The sequence below is a fragment of the Amycolatopsis eburnea genome, from assembly GCF_003937945.1.
Lineage (GTDB): Bacteria > Actinomycetota > Actinomycetes > Mycobacteriales > Pseudonocardiaceae > Amycolatopsis > Amycolatopsis eburnea.
Window position 1 is genome coordinate 61,504 of sequence record NZ_RSEC01000035.1, and the last position, 15,529, is coordinate 77,032.

Sequence of the window (15,529 nt, forward strand, 5' to 3'; positions counted from 1 at the left end):
CGCGACTCCTCGACTTCTCACAGGGGGATGTTGCCGTGCTTCTTCGCCGGCAGGGTCTGCCGTTTCGTCCGGAGGGTCCGCAGCGCCCGCGCCACGTGCAGGCGGGTCTGCGACGGGGTGACGACCTGGTCGACGTACCCGCGTTCGGCGGCCAGGTACGGGCCGCCGTGGCGTTCGCGGTACTCCTCGGTGAGCCGGCGGCGCGCGGCTTCCCGTTGCTGCGGTGGCAATGCCGCCAGCTCGCGGCGGTGCAGCACCTGCACCGCGCCTTCGGCGCCCATCACCGCGATTTCGGCGGTGGGCCAAGCGAGCACGGCATCGGCGCCGAGGTGCTTCGAGCCCATCACGGCGTACCCGCCGCCGTAAGCCTTGCGCACCACCACGGTCACCTTCGGCACCGTCGCCTCGGAGTAGGCGTAGATCAGCTTGGCGCCGCGGCGGATGATCCCGCCGCGTTCCTGGCCGGTGCCCGGCAGGTAGCCGGGGACGTCGGCGAGGGTGAGCAGCGGGATCCCGAAGGCGTCGCAGAAGCGCACGAACCGGGCGGCCTTTTCGGACGCGTCGATGTCGAGCACGCCGGCCTGGTGGCGCGGCTGGTTGGCGACGATGCCGACCGACCGGCCCTGGACCCGGCCGAACGCGCAGATCATGTTGGGCGCGAAGGCACTGTGCACCTCGGTGTACTCGCCGTCGTCGACCAGCGCGGCGATCAGCTCGGCCATGTCGTAGGTCCGGTGCGGCGAGTCGGGCACCAGCCGGTCGAGCGCGAGGTCGGCGGGGGTGACGACCGGGCTCGTGTCGTCGGCGTACTCCGGGGCGAGGTCGAGGTTGTTCGACGGCAGGTAGGCGAGCAGGGTCTGCACCCACTCGACGGCGTCCTCTTCGGACACCGCCCGGTGGTGGGCATTACCGGCCACTTCGGACTGGACGGCCGCGCCGCCCAGCTCCTGCGCGGTCACCCGCTCGCCGGTGACCGCGTGCACGACGTCCGGGCCGGTGACGAACATGTGCGAAGTCCCGTCGACCATCACGGTGAAGTCGGTGATCGCGGGCGCGTAGACGGCACCGCCCGCGCACGGGCCCATGATCATCGAAATCTGCGGGATGACGCCGGACGCGTGGGCGTTGCGGCGGCCGAGTTCGGCGTAATACGCCAGTGAGACAACGCCTTCCTGGATCCGGGCACCGCCGGAGTCGTTGATCCCGACGACCGGGCAGCCGAGTGACATCGCGAGGTCCATCACCTTGAGGACCTTCTCGCCCGAGACTTCGCCCATGCTGCCGCCGAAGACGCTGAAGTCCTGGGAGAACACGCAGATCTGCCGCCCGTCGACGGTGCCGTGCCCGGTCACCACGCCGTCGCCCCACGGCCGGTTCGCGTCCATCCCGAACTCGGCGCACCGGTGCCGCGCGAGCTGGTCGAGCTCCACAAAGGACCCGGGGTCCAGCAGCAGCTCGATCCGTTCCCGCGCGGTCAGCTTGCCCTTGGCGTGCTGCCGGTCCACGGCCCGCTTCTCGGCGATCCGCACGGCTTCGTCCTGCCGCGCGGCGAGATCCGCGATCCGGAACGCCGTACCCGGCGTGAGCTCGTCCATCAGCGCACCCCCGTCCCGAGCCGCGCGGCGAGCGCGGCCGCCAGCGCCGCCACGTGCGGCGGGTCGATCATCGACACGTGGTCCCCGGGCACCCGCACGACGTCGAGGGCGGGGCAGTGCGCGTCCCAGCCGAGGGTGTCGTCGGTGCGCAGGTACCGCGGGTCCAGCGCGGTGGTCAGCGGGTGCGGGTCCTGCGCCCGCAGCAGCAGCACGCGGCCGTCGTAGCGCGCCGGGGTGTACCGCTCGGCGACCCGCGCGTCCACATAGGACTCGTACTGGTGCCGCAGCACTCCGGCGCCCAGGTCCGGCACGTGCTCGGTCAGCTTCCCCAGCACCCACCGGATCTGGGCTTCCTCGTCGAGCCGCGTGAGTTCCTCGCGCGGCACCGAGAACGGCACGCCGTACGTGCGCGAAACGTGGTCGGCGAACCGGTCGAAGCGGTCCAGCAGCAGCTCCTCCACCGGCGTGCCGGGCGCGGGCAGCGGCAGGATGGTGTCGATCAGGAACACCAGCTCGGCGCCACCGAGCTGCCGCGCGGTCTCGTAGGCCAGGCAGCCGCCGAACGACCAGCCGCCGAGCCGGTACGGACCGTCCGGCTGGATCTCGCGAACCAGCTCGGCGTAGCAGGCGGCCTTGGCCTCCACGGTGTCCTCGTCGTCGATCCGCTCGAACCCGTACACCGGCTGCCCTTCCGGCAGCAGCCGCACGAGTTCCCGGTACACGCTGGCCCGGCCGCCCGCGGGGTGGAACAGGAACACCGGATCGGCGACGCCGTCCCGCAGCACCCGCACCGGCCCGCCCCCGTGCCCTTCCAGCTCCGGCCGCAGCAGATCGGCGATCGCGGCGACGGTCGGGGTGTCGAACAGCCCCGCGGGGACCACGTCGAGTTCGGCGGCGAACAGCGCCCGCAGCCGTTCCGGGTCGCCGCCGGCGGCGAAGAAGTCGTCGTGCACCCCGGGTTCGGCCCCGCCCACGACGGTCCGCCAGTGCCGCGCCACCCACCGTTCGGCGGGATCCCGCGGCCCGGCGACGACCCGTTCGCTCGGCGCGGCGGTCCCGAACCCGGCCTGCTCCGCGAGGTGCGCGGCCAGTTCACCGAGGCTCGCTCCGCGCAGGAGCAGCGGAACCGGCAGCGGCAGGCCGAAATCGCGTTCCACGGCACCGCGGGCGCGCATGGCCGAGAGCGAGTCCAGCCCGAGCCGGGTGAGCGGCACGTCCCGATCGACCTCGGTGAACCCCAGCAGGTCCGCGATGAGCCCGGCGAGGTGATCCGCGATCGCGGCCCTGGCCTGCTCGGGCGTCCCGGCCCGCAGGGTCTCCATCCCGTCCCAAGTGGACTGCTTCGGCGGGCTGAAGAGGCTGAAGAACGGGCGTTCGGCGAGCCGCGGGAACAGGTCCAGGACGGTCCCGGCGTCGATGCGCGCGACCCCGGTTTCCTGGCGGTCGCGCGCGAGGACGGCGTCGAGCGCGGCGAGGGCTTCTCCGGTCCCGAGCGGGGTCAGCACCGGGTTCTTCGACCCGGCCGCGGCGCCGGCCTCGCCCCAGGCGCCCCAGTTGACGGTCGCGGCGGGCAGCCCCTGGGCCCGTCGCCAGGCGACGAGGGCGTCGGCCCAGGCGTTGGCGGTGGCGTAGGCGGCCTGCCCGGGCGACCCGAACAGCGCGGCGGCGGAGGAGTAGACGAGCCACCAGTCCAGGTCGTGCCCGGCGGTCGCCTGGTGCAGCCGCCACGCACCGAGCGCCTTGGGCCGCCAGACGGCCCCGAGCGAGCCGGCGTCGAGGGTGATCGCGGCCCCGTCGGCGAGAACCCCGGCGGCGTGCAGCACCCCACGAAGCGGCACACCCCCTTCGACGGCGGCCGCGACCAGCTCCTCGGCGATCCCGGGTTCGGCGATGTCCCCGGCCACCACGCGGACGTCGGTACCCAGCTCTCCCGGATCGGCCGCGCGGCGGCTGCTGAGCACCACCCGCGTGGCCCCGCGCTCGGCCAGCCACTTCGCCGCGACCAGGCCGAGCCCGCCCAGCCCGCCGGTGATGATGTACGCGCCGTCCCGGACCGGCTCGCGGACCGCGTCGCCGAGGTCCGGGCGGGTCAGCCGCCGCGTGTACCGGACTCCCGCACGCCAAGCGATCTCGTCGTCCGGGGCATCCGCGCGGACCTCATCGGCCACCCGCGCGAAGTCGTCGACGTCCACCAGGGACGCCCGCAGTTCCGGGTGCTCGAACGCGAGCACCCGCACCAGCCCCCGCACCGCGGCCGGCCCCGGATCACCCGCCTCACCCGGCTGGACGGCCTGCGCCCCCGCCGTGACCAGCCACAACCGCGGCGGCGCCGGCAGCTCGGCCAGCTCGGCGACAACCCCGCTCAACGTCCCGACCAACCGCGCCCCGGACTCCGGATCCGGGTCGCCCGCCGGACCCAGCCGGGCGACGACCGCCGTCGTCTCCCCGTCTCGCACCAGCTTCGCGAGCATCGCCCGGTCGCCGAGGCGGGCCGCGTCCAGCTCGATCCAGTGGTGCTCGCGTTCGGGCGCCTCGGGCAGCTCCACCGGCTGCCAAGTCGCTTCGAGCAGCAGCCGATCGACCGCCGCATCGCGCAACGGGCGGCAGTAGACGTCCCGGAACTCCACCAGGACGACGTCCTCGGCGTCGACCAGCTGGACGCTCCCGAGCAGGCCGTCGCCGGACGGGGCGACCACCGCATCCACCCGCACGCCCCGGCGCGGCTCGCCCGCGACGACCACCTCGCCAATGGAAAGCGGCAGGTAGAGGACGTCCGCCGAGCCGACGGCCGCGGCCAGCGCGTGCAGGCAGACGTCGGCCAGCGCCGGGTGCAGGACGTACGCCGGGTGGTCGGCCTCCGGCAGCGCGATCGACGCCGACGCGCGGCCGTCCGCGGCCACGACCCCGCGCAGGCCGCGGAACGCCGTTCCGTACGACTGCCCCAGCTCCGCCAGCGCGCGGTAGACGTCGACGGGCTCGCCGTCCACCGGGCCGAACGGCGGTGACGGTGTCCCGCCGGTCCCGATCCGCGCCGTGGCGTGGCGGACCCACTCGCCCGTCGCGGCCTTGGCGTGCACGCTCAGCTCGCCGCCGGACAGGGTGGTCGTCACCTCGGTGTGCCCGGCCAGCGGGAGCACTTCCCGCAGTTCGAGGTCGTGCACGTGCCCGCCGGTGGCCAGGGCCAGCTCGAGGAACCCGGTCGCCGGGAACACCGGCTGGTCCCGCACGGTGTGGTCGGCCAGCCACGGCAGCACCGCGGTGCCGACGTCGGCGCGCCAGAGGTGGCCGCCGTCCGGGTGTTCGATGTGGACACCCAGCAGCGGGTGGCCCCCGCCGGCGCGGACTTGCCGCCGCGGCCAGAACCGCTCGTGCCGCCAGACCGGCCCGGGCAGCTCGACCGGCGCCGTGCGCGGCCGGGCGGCGAGCACGCCGGGCACGCCCAGCACGTGCAGCCGGGCGAGGCTGGTCAGGAACGCCGTCCGCTCGTCGACCCGGCGGCTGCCCGACGGCAGGCCGAGCACGCCCGCCTGCTCGATCGCGGCGAGCGCGACGGGGTGCGGCGCGATCTCGACGAAGGCCGTGTGCCCGTCCGCGGCCGCCGCGGCGAGGGCCTGGCTGAACCGCACCGGACGGCGCAGGTTCGCCGCCCAGTACTCGACGTCGAACGCGGGTGTCTCCTGTGGATCGTCGAGAACGCTGCTGTAGCAAGGAATCCCGGCCTCGCCCGGGGTCAGCCCGGCCAGGTCTTCGCGCAGCCGCCCGAGCACCGCGTCGACGGCGGCGGAGTGCCCGGCCCCGCCGACGGGCAGCCGCCGTGCCAGCCGCCCGAGGCGCTCGGCGTGCTCCACCAGCGCTTCGACCTGGTCGGCGGGCCCGCTGACGGTGCACTGGGTGGCCGACGCGTACACCGCGATGGCGACCTCCGGGAACTCCGCGAGTTCGGCGGGCGACAGCTCGACGACGGCCATCGCCCCCGCCCCCGACTCGTCGAGTTCGGTGAGCAGCCGCGCCCGCGTGGCCATCACCCGCAGGCCATCGGCCACGTCCAGCGCCCCGGCGACGACGGCCGCGGCGACCTCGCCCATCGAGTGCCCGAGCACGGCCGCGGGCGTGACGCCGTGCGCCCGCCACAGCGCGGCGAGGGCGAGCTGCACGCCGAACAACGTCAGCTGGGTCGCGGCGAGGTCCGGCAGGTCCCGGTCGAGCGCTTCGGACAGGGAAAACCCGGCCCCCTCGGCGAAAACCGGGTCCAGCGCTTCGATCTCGGCGCGGAAAGCGGGCTCGGAATCGCGCAGAAGACGTCCCATGCCCGCCCACTGCGACCCGTAGCCCGAGAAGACGAAGACCACGCTGGGCTCGGGTTCGGCTGGGCCCGCGACACCCCGCCCGGCCGCCAGCTCGCGCAGTCCCCCGACGATTTCCTCCCGGCTCTCGCCCACCGCAGCGCCCCGCGCCGGCAGGTGCTCCCGCCGGTGCGCCAGCGTCGCCGCGACCGCGCCGAGCGGTACGTCATCCCGGTCGAGCCAGTCCGCCAGCTCCCCGGCCCGCGCCCGCACCACCTCGGCCGACCGCCCCGAGAGCGCGAACACCTGCGGCCCCGATGATTCGGCCCGGACCGGGAACGCCGCGGCGGGCCACTCTTCGAGGACGACGTGGGCGTTGGTCCCCCCGAACCCGAACGCCGACACCCCCGCCCGCGCCGTCCCGGAGTACCGCGGCCACGGGGTCCCCTCCGCGACCACCCGCAACCCCGCGAAGTCGATGTACGGGTTCGGCGAACGGAAGTGCAGGCTCGCCGGCAGCCGCCGGTGCGTCATCGCCAGCACCACCTTGAGCAGCCCGGCGATCCCGGCCGCCCCTTCGAGGTGCCCGAGGTTGCTCTTGACCGAGCCGAGCAGCAACGGCCGGTCCGCGTCGCGCCCGAGCACCGCCGAAAGCGCCCCGGCCTCCAGCGGGTCACCCAGCGGCGTACCGGTTCCGTGCGCCTCGACGTAGTCCACAGTGGAGGGATCGATCCCGGCGTAGGCCTCCCGCAGCAACGCGGCCTGAGCCTCCGGGTTAGGCGCCGTCAGCCCGTTGGAGCGCCCGTCCGAATTCACCGCGCTGCCCCGGATCAGCGCCAGCACCCGGTCACCGTCCCGCCGCGCGGCGCGCAACGGCTTCAGCACGACCACCCCGCAGCCCTCGCCGCGCACGATGCCGTCCGCGGCGGCGTCGAACGGCTTGCAGCGGCCATCGGCGGCGAGCACCCCGGCCCGGTGGAACCCGGCCGTGATCCCCGGCGACAGCAGCACGTTCACTCCCGCGGCGAGCGCGAGGGCGCTCTCGCCGCGGCGCAGGCTCTGCACCGCCTGGTGCACCGCGACCAGCGACGACGAGCACGCGGTGTCCAGCGTGAGGCTCGGCCCGCGCAGGTCGAGCAGGTACGACAGCCGGTTCGCGGCGATGCTGGCCGCCGCCCCGGTCCCCGACCAGACGTCGACGCCCGCGACGTCGGTCATCGTCAGCGAGCCGTACTCGGTGGCCGACAGGCCGACGAACACGCCGGTCCGGCTGCCGCGCAGGCGGTGCGGCGGGATCCCGGCGTGCTCCAGCGCCGCCCACGCGACTTCGAGGAGGATCCGCTGCTGCGGGTCCATCGCCTCGGCCTCGCGCGGGGTGATGCCGAAGAACGCCGCGTCGAACCCGGCGACGTCGTCGAGGAAGCCAGCCCGCGCCGGCAATCCGGCGAGGGCTTCGGCGGGCGCGAACGTCTCCCAGCGGCCCGCCGGGACGTCGCCGATCGCGTCACCGCCGTCGTCGAGGAACCGCCAGAACGCCTCCGGCGACTCGATCCCGCCCGGCAGGCGGCAGCCGAGGCCGACGATCGCGATCGGTTCCCCGGCTTCCCCCACGGGCTCCGGGAGCCGCGCCGATTCCACTGTGGACAGGTGAGCGGCGAGCGCGGCGATCGTCGGGTACTGCCAGACGAGGGTCGGCGCCAGCGGGCGGCCGACGAACCGGCCCAGGTCGGCGGCGAGCGCCGTCGCGTCCCGTGAGGACAGTCCCAGCTCCTGGAGGGGACGGTCGGCGTCGACGTCGCCGAGCCGTTCCCGCAGCCAGGCGCGGATCCCGGCCGCGTTCACGCGAGCCGCCGCTCGGCCAGCGAACCGTCCGCGTAGGACGCCCGGCAGCGGGCCCGGCTGATCTTCCCGCTCGAGGTCCGCGGCACCTCGCCGGGCGCCAGGAAGACGACGTCGTGCAGGCGCAGGCCGTGCCCGGCCGACACCGCGGCCCGCAGGTCCGCGACCGCGTCGCCGACTTCGGCTTCGAAGTCCTTCGCGCGTTCCAGCACGACCACGGCCGCCTCCCCGTCGGGAACTTCGATCGCGAACGCCGCCGCCGAGTGGGGGCGCACGGCCGGGTGTTCCTCCACGGTCTGCTCGATGTCCTGCGGGTAGTGGTTGCGGCCGTCGACGACGACCAGATCCTTGAGCCGGCCGGTGACGAACAGCTCGCCGTCGAAGAGCACGCCGAGGTCGCCGGTCGCCAGCCAGCCTTCGCCGGTTTCCGGGTCGAGCGGCGGCAAGCCGAAGACCGCGGCCGACGCGTCGGGCCGTCCCCAATAGCCGCGGCCGACGTTCGGGCCGCTGACCCGGATCTCGCCCACCTCCCCCGGCTCGACGGCGTTCCCGGTCACCGGGTCGGCGATCCGCACCCGCTGGCCGGCCGGGCGGCCGCACGAAACGAGCGTGGTGCCGGTCGCGGCCGGCACTGCGAGCCCGGCGGCGAGGCGGTCCCGGTCGAACGTGACCTGCCGGGGTTCCTTCCCGCTGCCGGTCACGGAAACGAACACGGTGGCCTCCGCCAGGCCGTAGGACGACCGGTGCGCTTCCGGCCGCAGCCCGCATCCGCCGAAGGCGTCCTGGAACTTCGCGATCGTGGCGGGGAGCACCGGTTCGCTGCCGTTGATCAGCGACACGACCCGGCTCAGCTCCAGGAAGTCCTTTTCGGACTCGCTCACGCGGGAGGCGCTGTAGGCGTAGGCGAAGTTGGGCGCCGCGCTGATCGCGCCCGGGCTCGCCGAAAGCGCTTGCAGCCACCGCGCGGGCCGTTCGAGGAACGCCAGCGGGTCCAGCAGCACCGACGCCATCCCGCCGGCCATCGGCGCGCCGATGCCCAGGATCAGCCCCATGTCGTGGAACAGCGGCAGCCAGCTGACCGTCGACGTCGTCCGGCTCTCGGCCCCGTAGGCCGCGCACGCCTGCCGGGCGTTGGCGAGCACGTTGCGGTGGGTCAGCACGACGCCGGCGGGCGAGCGCGTCGAGCCCGACGTGTACTGCAGGTAGGCGACCGCGTCCGGATCGGGCCGCGGCCACTCGCGCGGCTCGGTCTCCGGCACCGCGTCCACGGCGACCACCTCGGGTCCGGCGGTGAACTCGCGGACCGCGTCGAAGTCCGCCGCGGTGGTCAGCACGACCCGCGGGGTGCAGTCGGCGAGCGCGCCGGCGAGCCGGCCTTCGTGGCCGGGCAGGCCGGGGGCGAACAGCGGCACGGCGACCAGCCCGGCCCGCAGCGCGCCGAGGAAAGCCACGACGTAGTCCGCCGACTGCCCGGCCAGGACCGCCGCCCGCTCCCCCGGCGCCGCGATCCCCGCGAGCCGCGCGGCGACCGCGTCGACCCGCTCGTCGAGGGCACGCCAGGTGAGCGTGACCGCGCGACCGTCCGCGGCGGCGCGGTGGTCCAGGTACGTGACGGCGGTTTCGTCGCCGAGCACCCGCGCCCACCGGGTCAGCAGGGTCGCGAACGATTCGCCGTCGCCGAGGTTTTCCGGCGCGGCGGGAATCGGCTGGGAAATGGTTTCCATGGTCCCTCGCAGAGAGCGTTTACCGGCGCAGTGAATAGCCGCGCCCGTGCGGTTGTCAATCGGCGGATCCCGGATGCTCACCGGGAAACGGGTTACGGGACCGCGCGTTTGTCACGCGGCGACGAGGTCTCGGTGGAACGGGGTTTCGCCACGCGCACGGCCAGCAGCGCGCCGCCGAACGTCAGCCCGGCCGCGGCGAGCAGTCCGGCGGTGTAGCCACCGGCCAGCGCCACCGGGGGTGCGGCGCCGGCTTCGAGCCGCACCGCGCGCACCGCCGTCAGCACCGCGCCGATCAGCGCGACGCCGAGCGCGCTCGACAGCTCCCGGGCGGCGGTGAGCAATCCCGACGCGGTGCCGGAATACCGCTCCGCCACAACGTCCAGCGCGTGCGACGTCATCGGGACGGTGAAGGCCGAGCCGGCGCCGATCAGGACCAGGCCGGGCACGCGCGGCCAGACGTCCGGGATCCGGTTCACCGCGGCGAGGGCCAGCAGCCCGGCCCCGACGACGGCGAGCCCGCCCGCCACCGTCCGAAGTGGACCATGCCGGGCCACCGCGCGCGGCACCAGCGGCGTCGCGGCGATGACCGCCACCGCGACCAGGACCAGCGGCAGCCCGGCGCCGACCGGCCCGAGCCCGAGGAACTCCTGGTGCAGCAACGGCGTGAAGAAGAAGACCCCGGAAATCCCCAGTCCCCACAACAGCTGCAGGCCGAGCGAACCGGTGAACACGCGGTTCCCGGTCAGCGCCGCCGGGATCAGCCGGTCGGACGCCCGCCGCTCCCGGACCACGAACACCACGCCGGGCACCGCACCCGCGGCGAGCAGCGGGAGCGTGAACCGGGGTTCGGCGAGCGCGGCGGTGAGCAGCACCAGGCTCGTCGTCCCCAGGACCATCGCGGCGAGCGGGGGCGCGCGCGTCGCGGCGGCGGCCCGGCCGGGTGCCGTGGTCACCGGCAGCAGCACGAGCATCGCCGCCACGAACGGGAGGTTGACGAAGAAGATCCAGGCCCACCCCAGCGCGGCGCACAGGATCCCGCCGAGCGCGGGACCGAGCGCCAGCGCCGCCGCGAGGCACGCGGTCCAGACCGCCGCGCCGAGCGTCCGGCCCCGCGCGTCGAGGTTCGTGCGCAACAGGCTCAGCAGGCCCGGCACCAGGAACGCGGCCGCCACGCCCTGCACCACGCGCGCGGTGACCAGCAGCCACAGCGACCAGGCCAGCCCACCGGCGGCCGCGCCCAGACCGAACGCGAGCAGCGCGGCTGCCAGCGTCCGGCGTGGTCCCCAGCGGTCCACCAGCGCGCCCCCGGCCGGCAGCAACCCGGCGAACGGGAGCATGTAACCGAGCGCGATCCACTGCAGCGCCCCGAGGTCGAGCCCGAGGTCGCGGCCGATCGACGGCGCCCCGACGGCGACGATGGTGTTGTCGAGCGTGGTGACGAACGCGCCGAGCGCGAGCAGCACGAGTGTCTTCATCGCACACTCCCCGCCAGTTCACGGGTGGCCACGCACCGCCGTCGCGGGAACCACCAGTTCGCGGCACCGAAACCAGCCATCACCGCGGGCACGAGCACGCACCGGACGACGATCGCGTCCAGCAGCACGGCGACGGTCAGCCCGACGCCGGCCTCCCGCACGACACGGGCGTCGACGAACGCGAACGACACGAACACCAGCGCCATGATCAGGGCGGCCGCGGTGATGGTCCGGCCGGTCGCCGCGACGCCGTCGACGACCGCGGCGCGGGTGTCGCCGTGGCGGCGCCAGGCTTCCTGGATGCGGGCGATGAGGAAGACCTCGTAGTCCATCGACAGCCCGAACAGCCCGGCGAACAGGAACACCGGCAGGTACGGCTCGATCGGGGCGCCGAAGGTGCAGACCACCGCCCCCGTCGTCGCGGCCGCGGTCAGCAGGTTCATCACCGCGGCCGTCAGCGGGATGAGCACGCTGCGGAACACCCAGGCGAGCAGCAGCACCGAGATCCCGACGACACTGGCCAGGAACACGGGCAGCCGCGCGGTGATCGCCGCCGAGAAGTCGGCTTGGGTCGCGACGAGCCCGCCGACGTGCGCGTCCGGGCCGCCGATGGTCGTCGCCATGGTCCGCGTCCAGGTCAGCAGCTCGGTCGTGGCCGGGTCGCCGGGCGCCGTCCGCGGGACCACGGTGAGCAGCCAGCCGCCGCCGGGCAGCGCGACCGGCGGGCCGGCGTCGGCGCGGGCGAGCACCGCCTCCCGCAGCGTGCCCAGCGAGGCGTCGCCGGTGCCCACCACCACCAGCAGCGGCGCGCCGGCGCCCGGCCCGAACGCGTCGGTCAGCAGCTCGGCCCCGGTCCGGGTGATGCTGCCCGGCGGGTCCTGCGCGGCGTCCGGCATCCCCAGCCGCAGCCCGGTCATCGGCAGCGCGAGCACGGCGACGACCAGCAGCGCGGCCAGTGTGTACGGCCCGGGCCGCGCGGTCACCGAGCGCGCGAGCCGGGCCCAGCGGCCGCCACTCCCCGCGGGCTTGACGCGCATCCGGGCGGCGGGCCGCAGCAGCGCGGGCAGCAGGGTCAGCGCGGCGAGCGCGGTCAGCAGCACCGAAACCGCGGCGGCCACGGCGATCCCGTCGAGGAACGGCATGCCGACGGTCAGCAGCCCGGCCAGCGAAACGCACACGGTGACTCCGGCGAAAACCACGCTGCGGCCGGACGTCGCCGCGGCGGCGGCCAGGGCGTCCGCCGGCGGTGCGCCGTCCCCGCGACCCTGCCGGTAGCGGGTCAGGACGAACAGCGCGTAGTCCACGCCGACGCCGAGCCCCAGCAGCGCGGCGATCTCGGTGCTGATCTTCGGGACGGTCATGACGTGCGAGAGCAGCGTGACGACGGCCAGCGCGCAGCCCACCGAGACCGCCGCGGTGAGCACCGGGAGCAGCACGCAGGTCAGCGAGCCGAAGGTCACCAGCAGCACCAGCGCCGCGGCGAGCAGGCCGATCCCGGCGTTGCCCAGGTCGGGCGCGGCCGCCGTCATCGCGGCGAGCTCGCCGGCCGCCCCGGCGCTCAGCCCGCGGGCGTCGCGGACGACGGCGGCCAGCGCGTCGGCCGTCCCCTGCCCGAGGTCAGCGGCCGGCGCGTCGAACCGCACGGTGAGCACGGCGGTCCGCCGGTCGGCGGACACCGCGCCGGGGGTGACCGCGACGACGTGCGGGAGCGCGGCCAGCCGGGCGGCGAAGTCGTCGAGCCGGGCCCGGCCGGTGCCGGTGTCGATCGGGCTGTCCGGCGTGCGGGCGACGACGCGCTCTTCGGCCCCACCGGCACCGGCGCCGCGCAGCAGGTTCGCCGCCGCGGTGCTGTCCGCGGCGGGCAGGTCGATCGTGTCGCGGAAGGCCGCGCCGGTGTGCAGCGCGGCGTACCCGAGGCCGCCCAGCGCCACCAGCCACAGCACGACGACCACGCCGGCGCGGCGCGAGCACCACGATACGAGCGTCGTCATCCGGCCTCCTCGGTTGATCACGCTAACAACGAGGAAGGGCGCGAAGATACCGTCCGGGAACACAAATCGCGCACCGGAAACCCTTGTGCGCGTGAGTGTTCCGCCGTTTGTCGGACAGGTGACAATACTGTCCGCCGCCATTGGTCCCCGCGTGACAGAACCCGGTCCCGCGGCAGGATCTGCGGTTGCCAACTCCGATCCCGTGTGAGTACATGACCTCCGCGCACCGGTGCCGGAAAGGGGTTGTGGCATGACGACGACCACTCAGGTGATCCCGTTCCCCCGGGGCACCGGCCGCGCCCGCCAGCTGTGGTGCTCGCTGCCGACGGAGGTCGCACGCCGGTTCCGGCCGCACGCCGACCCGCTCGCCCGGCGGATCCTCGAAGAGGTCCAGCGGGCCGTGCCGGAGTACGCCAAGCCCCTGGAGGGCGAGTTCGGCAAGGTGATCGTGCTCGCGATCGAGCAGGCGGTGCTCAGCTGCATCGACAGCATCGAAGACCTGCCGTCCACATCGGACGATTGGGCGAGCTTGTTCGTGGAGGTCGGCAAACGCGTCCACCACGACGGCGGCAGCGTCAATTCCCTGCAGGCCGCCTACCGCGCGGGCGGGCGCGCGGCGTGGCGGTACATCGCGGAACTCGGGCAGGCGCACCGCTTTCCGGCCGCGGTGCTCTGCATCGGAGCAGAGGCGATTTTCGCTTACGTGGACGAGATTTCGGCGTACTCGGTCGAGGGGTACACGCTGGCGCAGGCGATGGCGGCGGGCACGCTCGAACGGCGCCGCCGCCGGCTGCTCGAACTGCTGCTCGCCACCCCGCCGTCGTCGCCCTCGACGCTGGCCACGATGGCCGAGGCCGCGCGGTGGCCGATGCCGGAGCAGGTCGCCGTCATCGCGCTGGAGCCGTGGACCGGACCACACCCGCCTTCGCTGCACTTCGCCGACGACGTGCTGGTGGACCTCGACAGCGCCGAGCCCTGTCTGCTGACCCCGCACCCGGACCGCGACCTGCTCGGCCTCGAAGGGCGCCTGTCCGGCCGGCGCGCGGCGGTCGGTCCCCGGGTCCGCCCGGCCGACGCGGCGACGTCGTCGCGGTGGGCCCGCCGCACGCTCGACCTGGCCCGCCGCGGCCTGGCCGGCGACCACCCCGTGACGCACACGACCGACCACCTCGCGACGCACTGGCTGCTGCTCGACCGGTTCCTGCTCGACGAGCTGTCGGCCAAGGTCCTCGCGCCCTTCGCGGACCTGACGGCGAAACAGCAGACCCGGCTGGCCGAGACGCTGCTGTGCTGGCTTGAGCACAACGGGAGCACGCCGGAGATCGCGCAGGCGCTGGGGATCCACCCCCAGACGGTCCGCTACCGGGTGGGCCAGCTGACGGAGCTGTTCGGCGACCGCTTGGCGGATCCTGCGCGGCGCCTGGAGATCCAGATGGCGTTGCGCGCCCACCAGCTGCTGGGCACGCGCGCCTCGGGCTCTTGACCGCGCGCCGCGCGCGCTCCTAGAGTTCTCCGACGGTGTTAGCGTTAACAGCGTGCTGGAGGGCGTCCCGATGACCGCACCCGTTCCCGAGTTCTTCGGCCGCGCCGGCGACACGGACGTCCACCGCTACACACTGACCGGCCCCGGCGGCCTCACCGTCCGGATCCTCGACTACGGCGCGGTGATCCAGTCGATCGAGGCCCCGGACCGCGACGGCGAGCTCGCGAACGTCGTCCTCGGCTTTCCGGACCTGGACGGCTACGTCGCGAACAACCGCCCGGACGCGGCCCGGGTCTTCCTGGGCGCGGCGATCGGCCGCTTCGCCAACCGCATCGCCGGCGGCACGTTCACCCTCGACGGCGTCCGCCACCGCGTCCCGCTGAACGACGGCAAGAACAGCCTCCACGGCGGCCCGGAGGGTTTCGACACGCGCGTGTGGTCGGCGGTGCCGGTTCCGGACGGCGTCCAGCTGAGCCTGACCAGCCCGGACGGCGACCAGGGCTACCCCGGGCGGCTGGCGGCCGAGGTGACCTACCGCCTGGAGGGGTCCGCCTTGCACCTTTCCTATCGCGCGACGACCGACGCGCCGACAGTCGTCAACCTGACCAACCACACGTACTGGAACCTGGCGGCCGCGGGCGAGGTGTTCGACCACCGGCTGGAGATCGCCGCGGACCGGTACTGCCCCACCGACGCCGCCCTGATCCCACTCGGCGCCCCGGTGCCCGTGGCGGGCACGCCGTTCGACTTCCGCCGCCCGTCCCGGATCGGCGCCCGCATCGCGTCGGCCGACCCCCAGCTGGCCCTCGCCGACGGCTACGACCACAACTGGGTACTCGACGCCGGCGCGCCCTTCGCGGCCCGCGCCTGGGACCCGGCGTCCGGACGGCTGCTCACGGTGCGGACGACGGAGCCGGGCCTGCAGTTCTATTCGGGCAACCACCTCCCGTCGCGCGGGGCGGGGTTCGCGCTGGAGGCCCAGCACTTCCCGGACTCGCCGAACCGCCCGGACTTCCCGAGCACGGTACTGCGCCCCGGCGAGGTGTACCACCAGGAGACGACGTACGAGCTGACCACGTCGTCCGAGCCGCCGGTGGGGTGAGCGGTGGCGTAGCCGACAGTTCGCCCATGTGCGCCCG

The 15,529-nt window shown here is 74.6% G+C and carries 7 protein-coding genes; 2 read left to right on the forward strand and 5 right to left on the reverse strand.

Features of this window, described 5'->3' with window-relative positions; genetic code table 11:
* Positions 1 to 17 precede the first annotated feature (17 nt).
* From EIY87_RS11940 to EIY87_RS11960, 5 genes are all read right to left on the reverse strand, one after another.
* Positions 18 to 1,595 carry an acyl-CoA carboxylase subunit beta gene (locus EIY87_RS11940; RefSeq protein ID WP_125307775.1) on the reverse strand — a complete coding sequence of 526 codons (1,578 nt, stop codon included), beginning with the start codon at positions 1,593 to 1,595 and terminating at the stop codon, positions 18 to 20.
* Positions 1,595 to 7,720 (reverse strand): type I polyketide synthase, encoded by a 6,126-nt coding sequence (locus EIY87_RS11945; RefSeq protein ID WP_125307776.1) that lies wholly within the window; start codon positions 7,718 to 7,720, stop codon positions 1,595 to 1,597. Before EIY87_RS11945 ends, EIY87_RS11940 begins: the two co-directional genes overlap by 1 nt.
* Positions 7,717 to 9,441, reverse strand: coding sequence for a fatty acyl-AMP ligase (locus EIY87_RS11950; protein WP_125307777.1), 1,725 nt, complete (start codon positions 9,439 to 9,441; stop codon positions 7,717 to 7,719). The genes EIY87_RS11945 and EIY87_RS11950 overlap by 4 nt, the downstream gene beginning before the upstream one ends.
* A 92-nt stretch (positions 9,442 to 9,533) precedes the next feature.
* A complete protein-coding gene (locus EIY87_RS11955; protein WP_125307778.1) occupies positions 9,534 to 10,916 on the reverse strand; it encodes an MFS transporter in 1,383 nt (460 codons plus the stop codon).
* Complete coding sequence (locus EIY87_RS11960; RefSeq protein ID WP_125307779.1) at positions 10,913 to 12,907, reverse strand: MMPL family transporter; 1,995 nt, start codon at positions 12,905 to 12,907, stop codon at positions 10,913 to 10,915. The genes EIY87_RS11955 and EIY87_RS11960 overlap by 4 nt, the downstream gene beginning before the upstream one ends.
* Before the next feature lie 250 nt (positions 12,908 to 13,157).
* Here EIY87_RS11960 and EIY87_RS11965 point away from each other — a divergent pair, with 250 nt between their 5' ends.
* Both EIY87_RS11965 and EIY87_RS11970 read left to right on the forward strand, forming a co-directional pair.
* Positions 13,158 to 14,390 carry a helix-turn-helix domain-containing protein gene (locus EIY87_RS11965; RefSeq protein ID WP_125307780.1) on the forward strand — a complete coding sequence of 411 codons (1,233 nt, stop codon included), beginning with the start codon at positions 13,158 to 13,160 and terminating at the stop codon, positions 14,388 to 14,390.
* Between the two features lie 52 nt (positions 14,391 to 14,442).
* A complete protein-coding gene (locus EIY87_RS11970; protein WP_225439834.1) occupies positions 14,443 to 15,492 on the forward strand; it encodes an aldose epimerase family protein in 1,050 nt (349 codons plus the stop codon).
* Positions 15,493 to 15,529 lie beyond the last annotated feature (37 nt).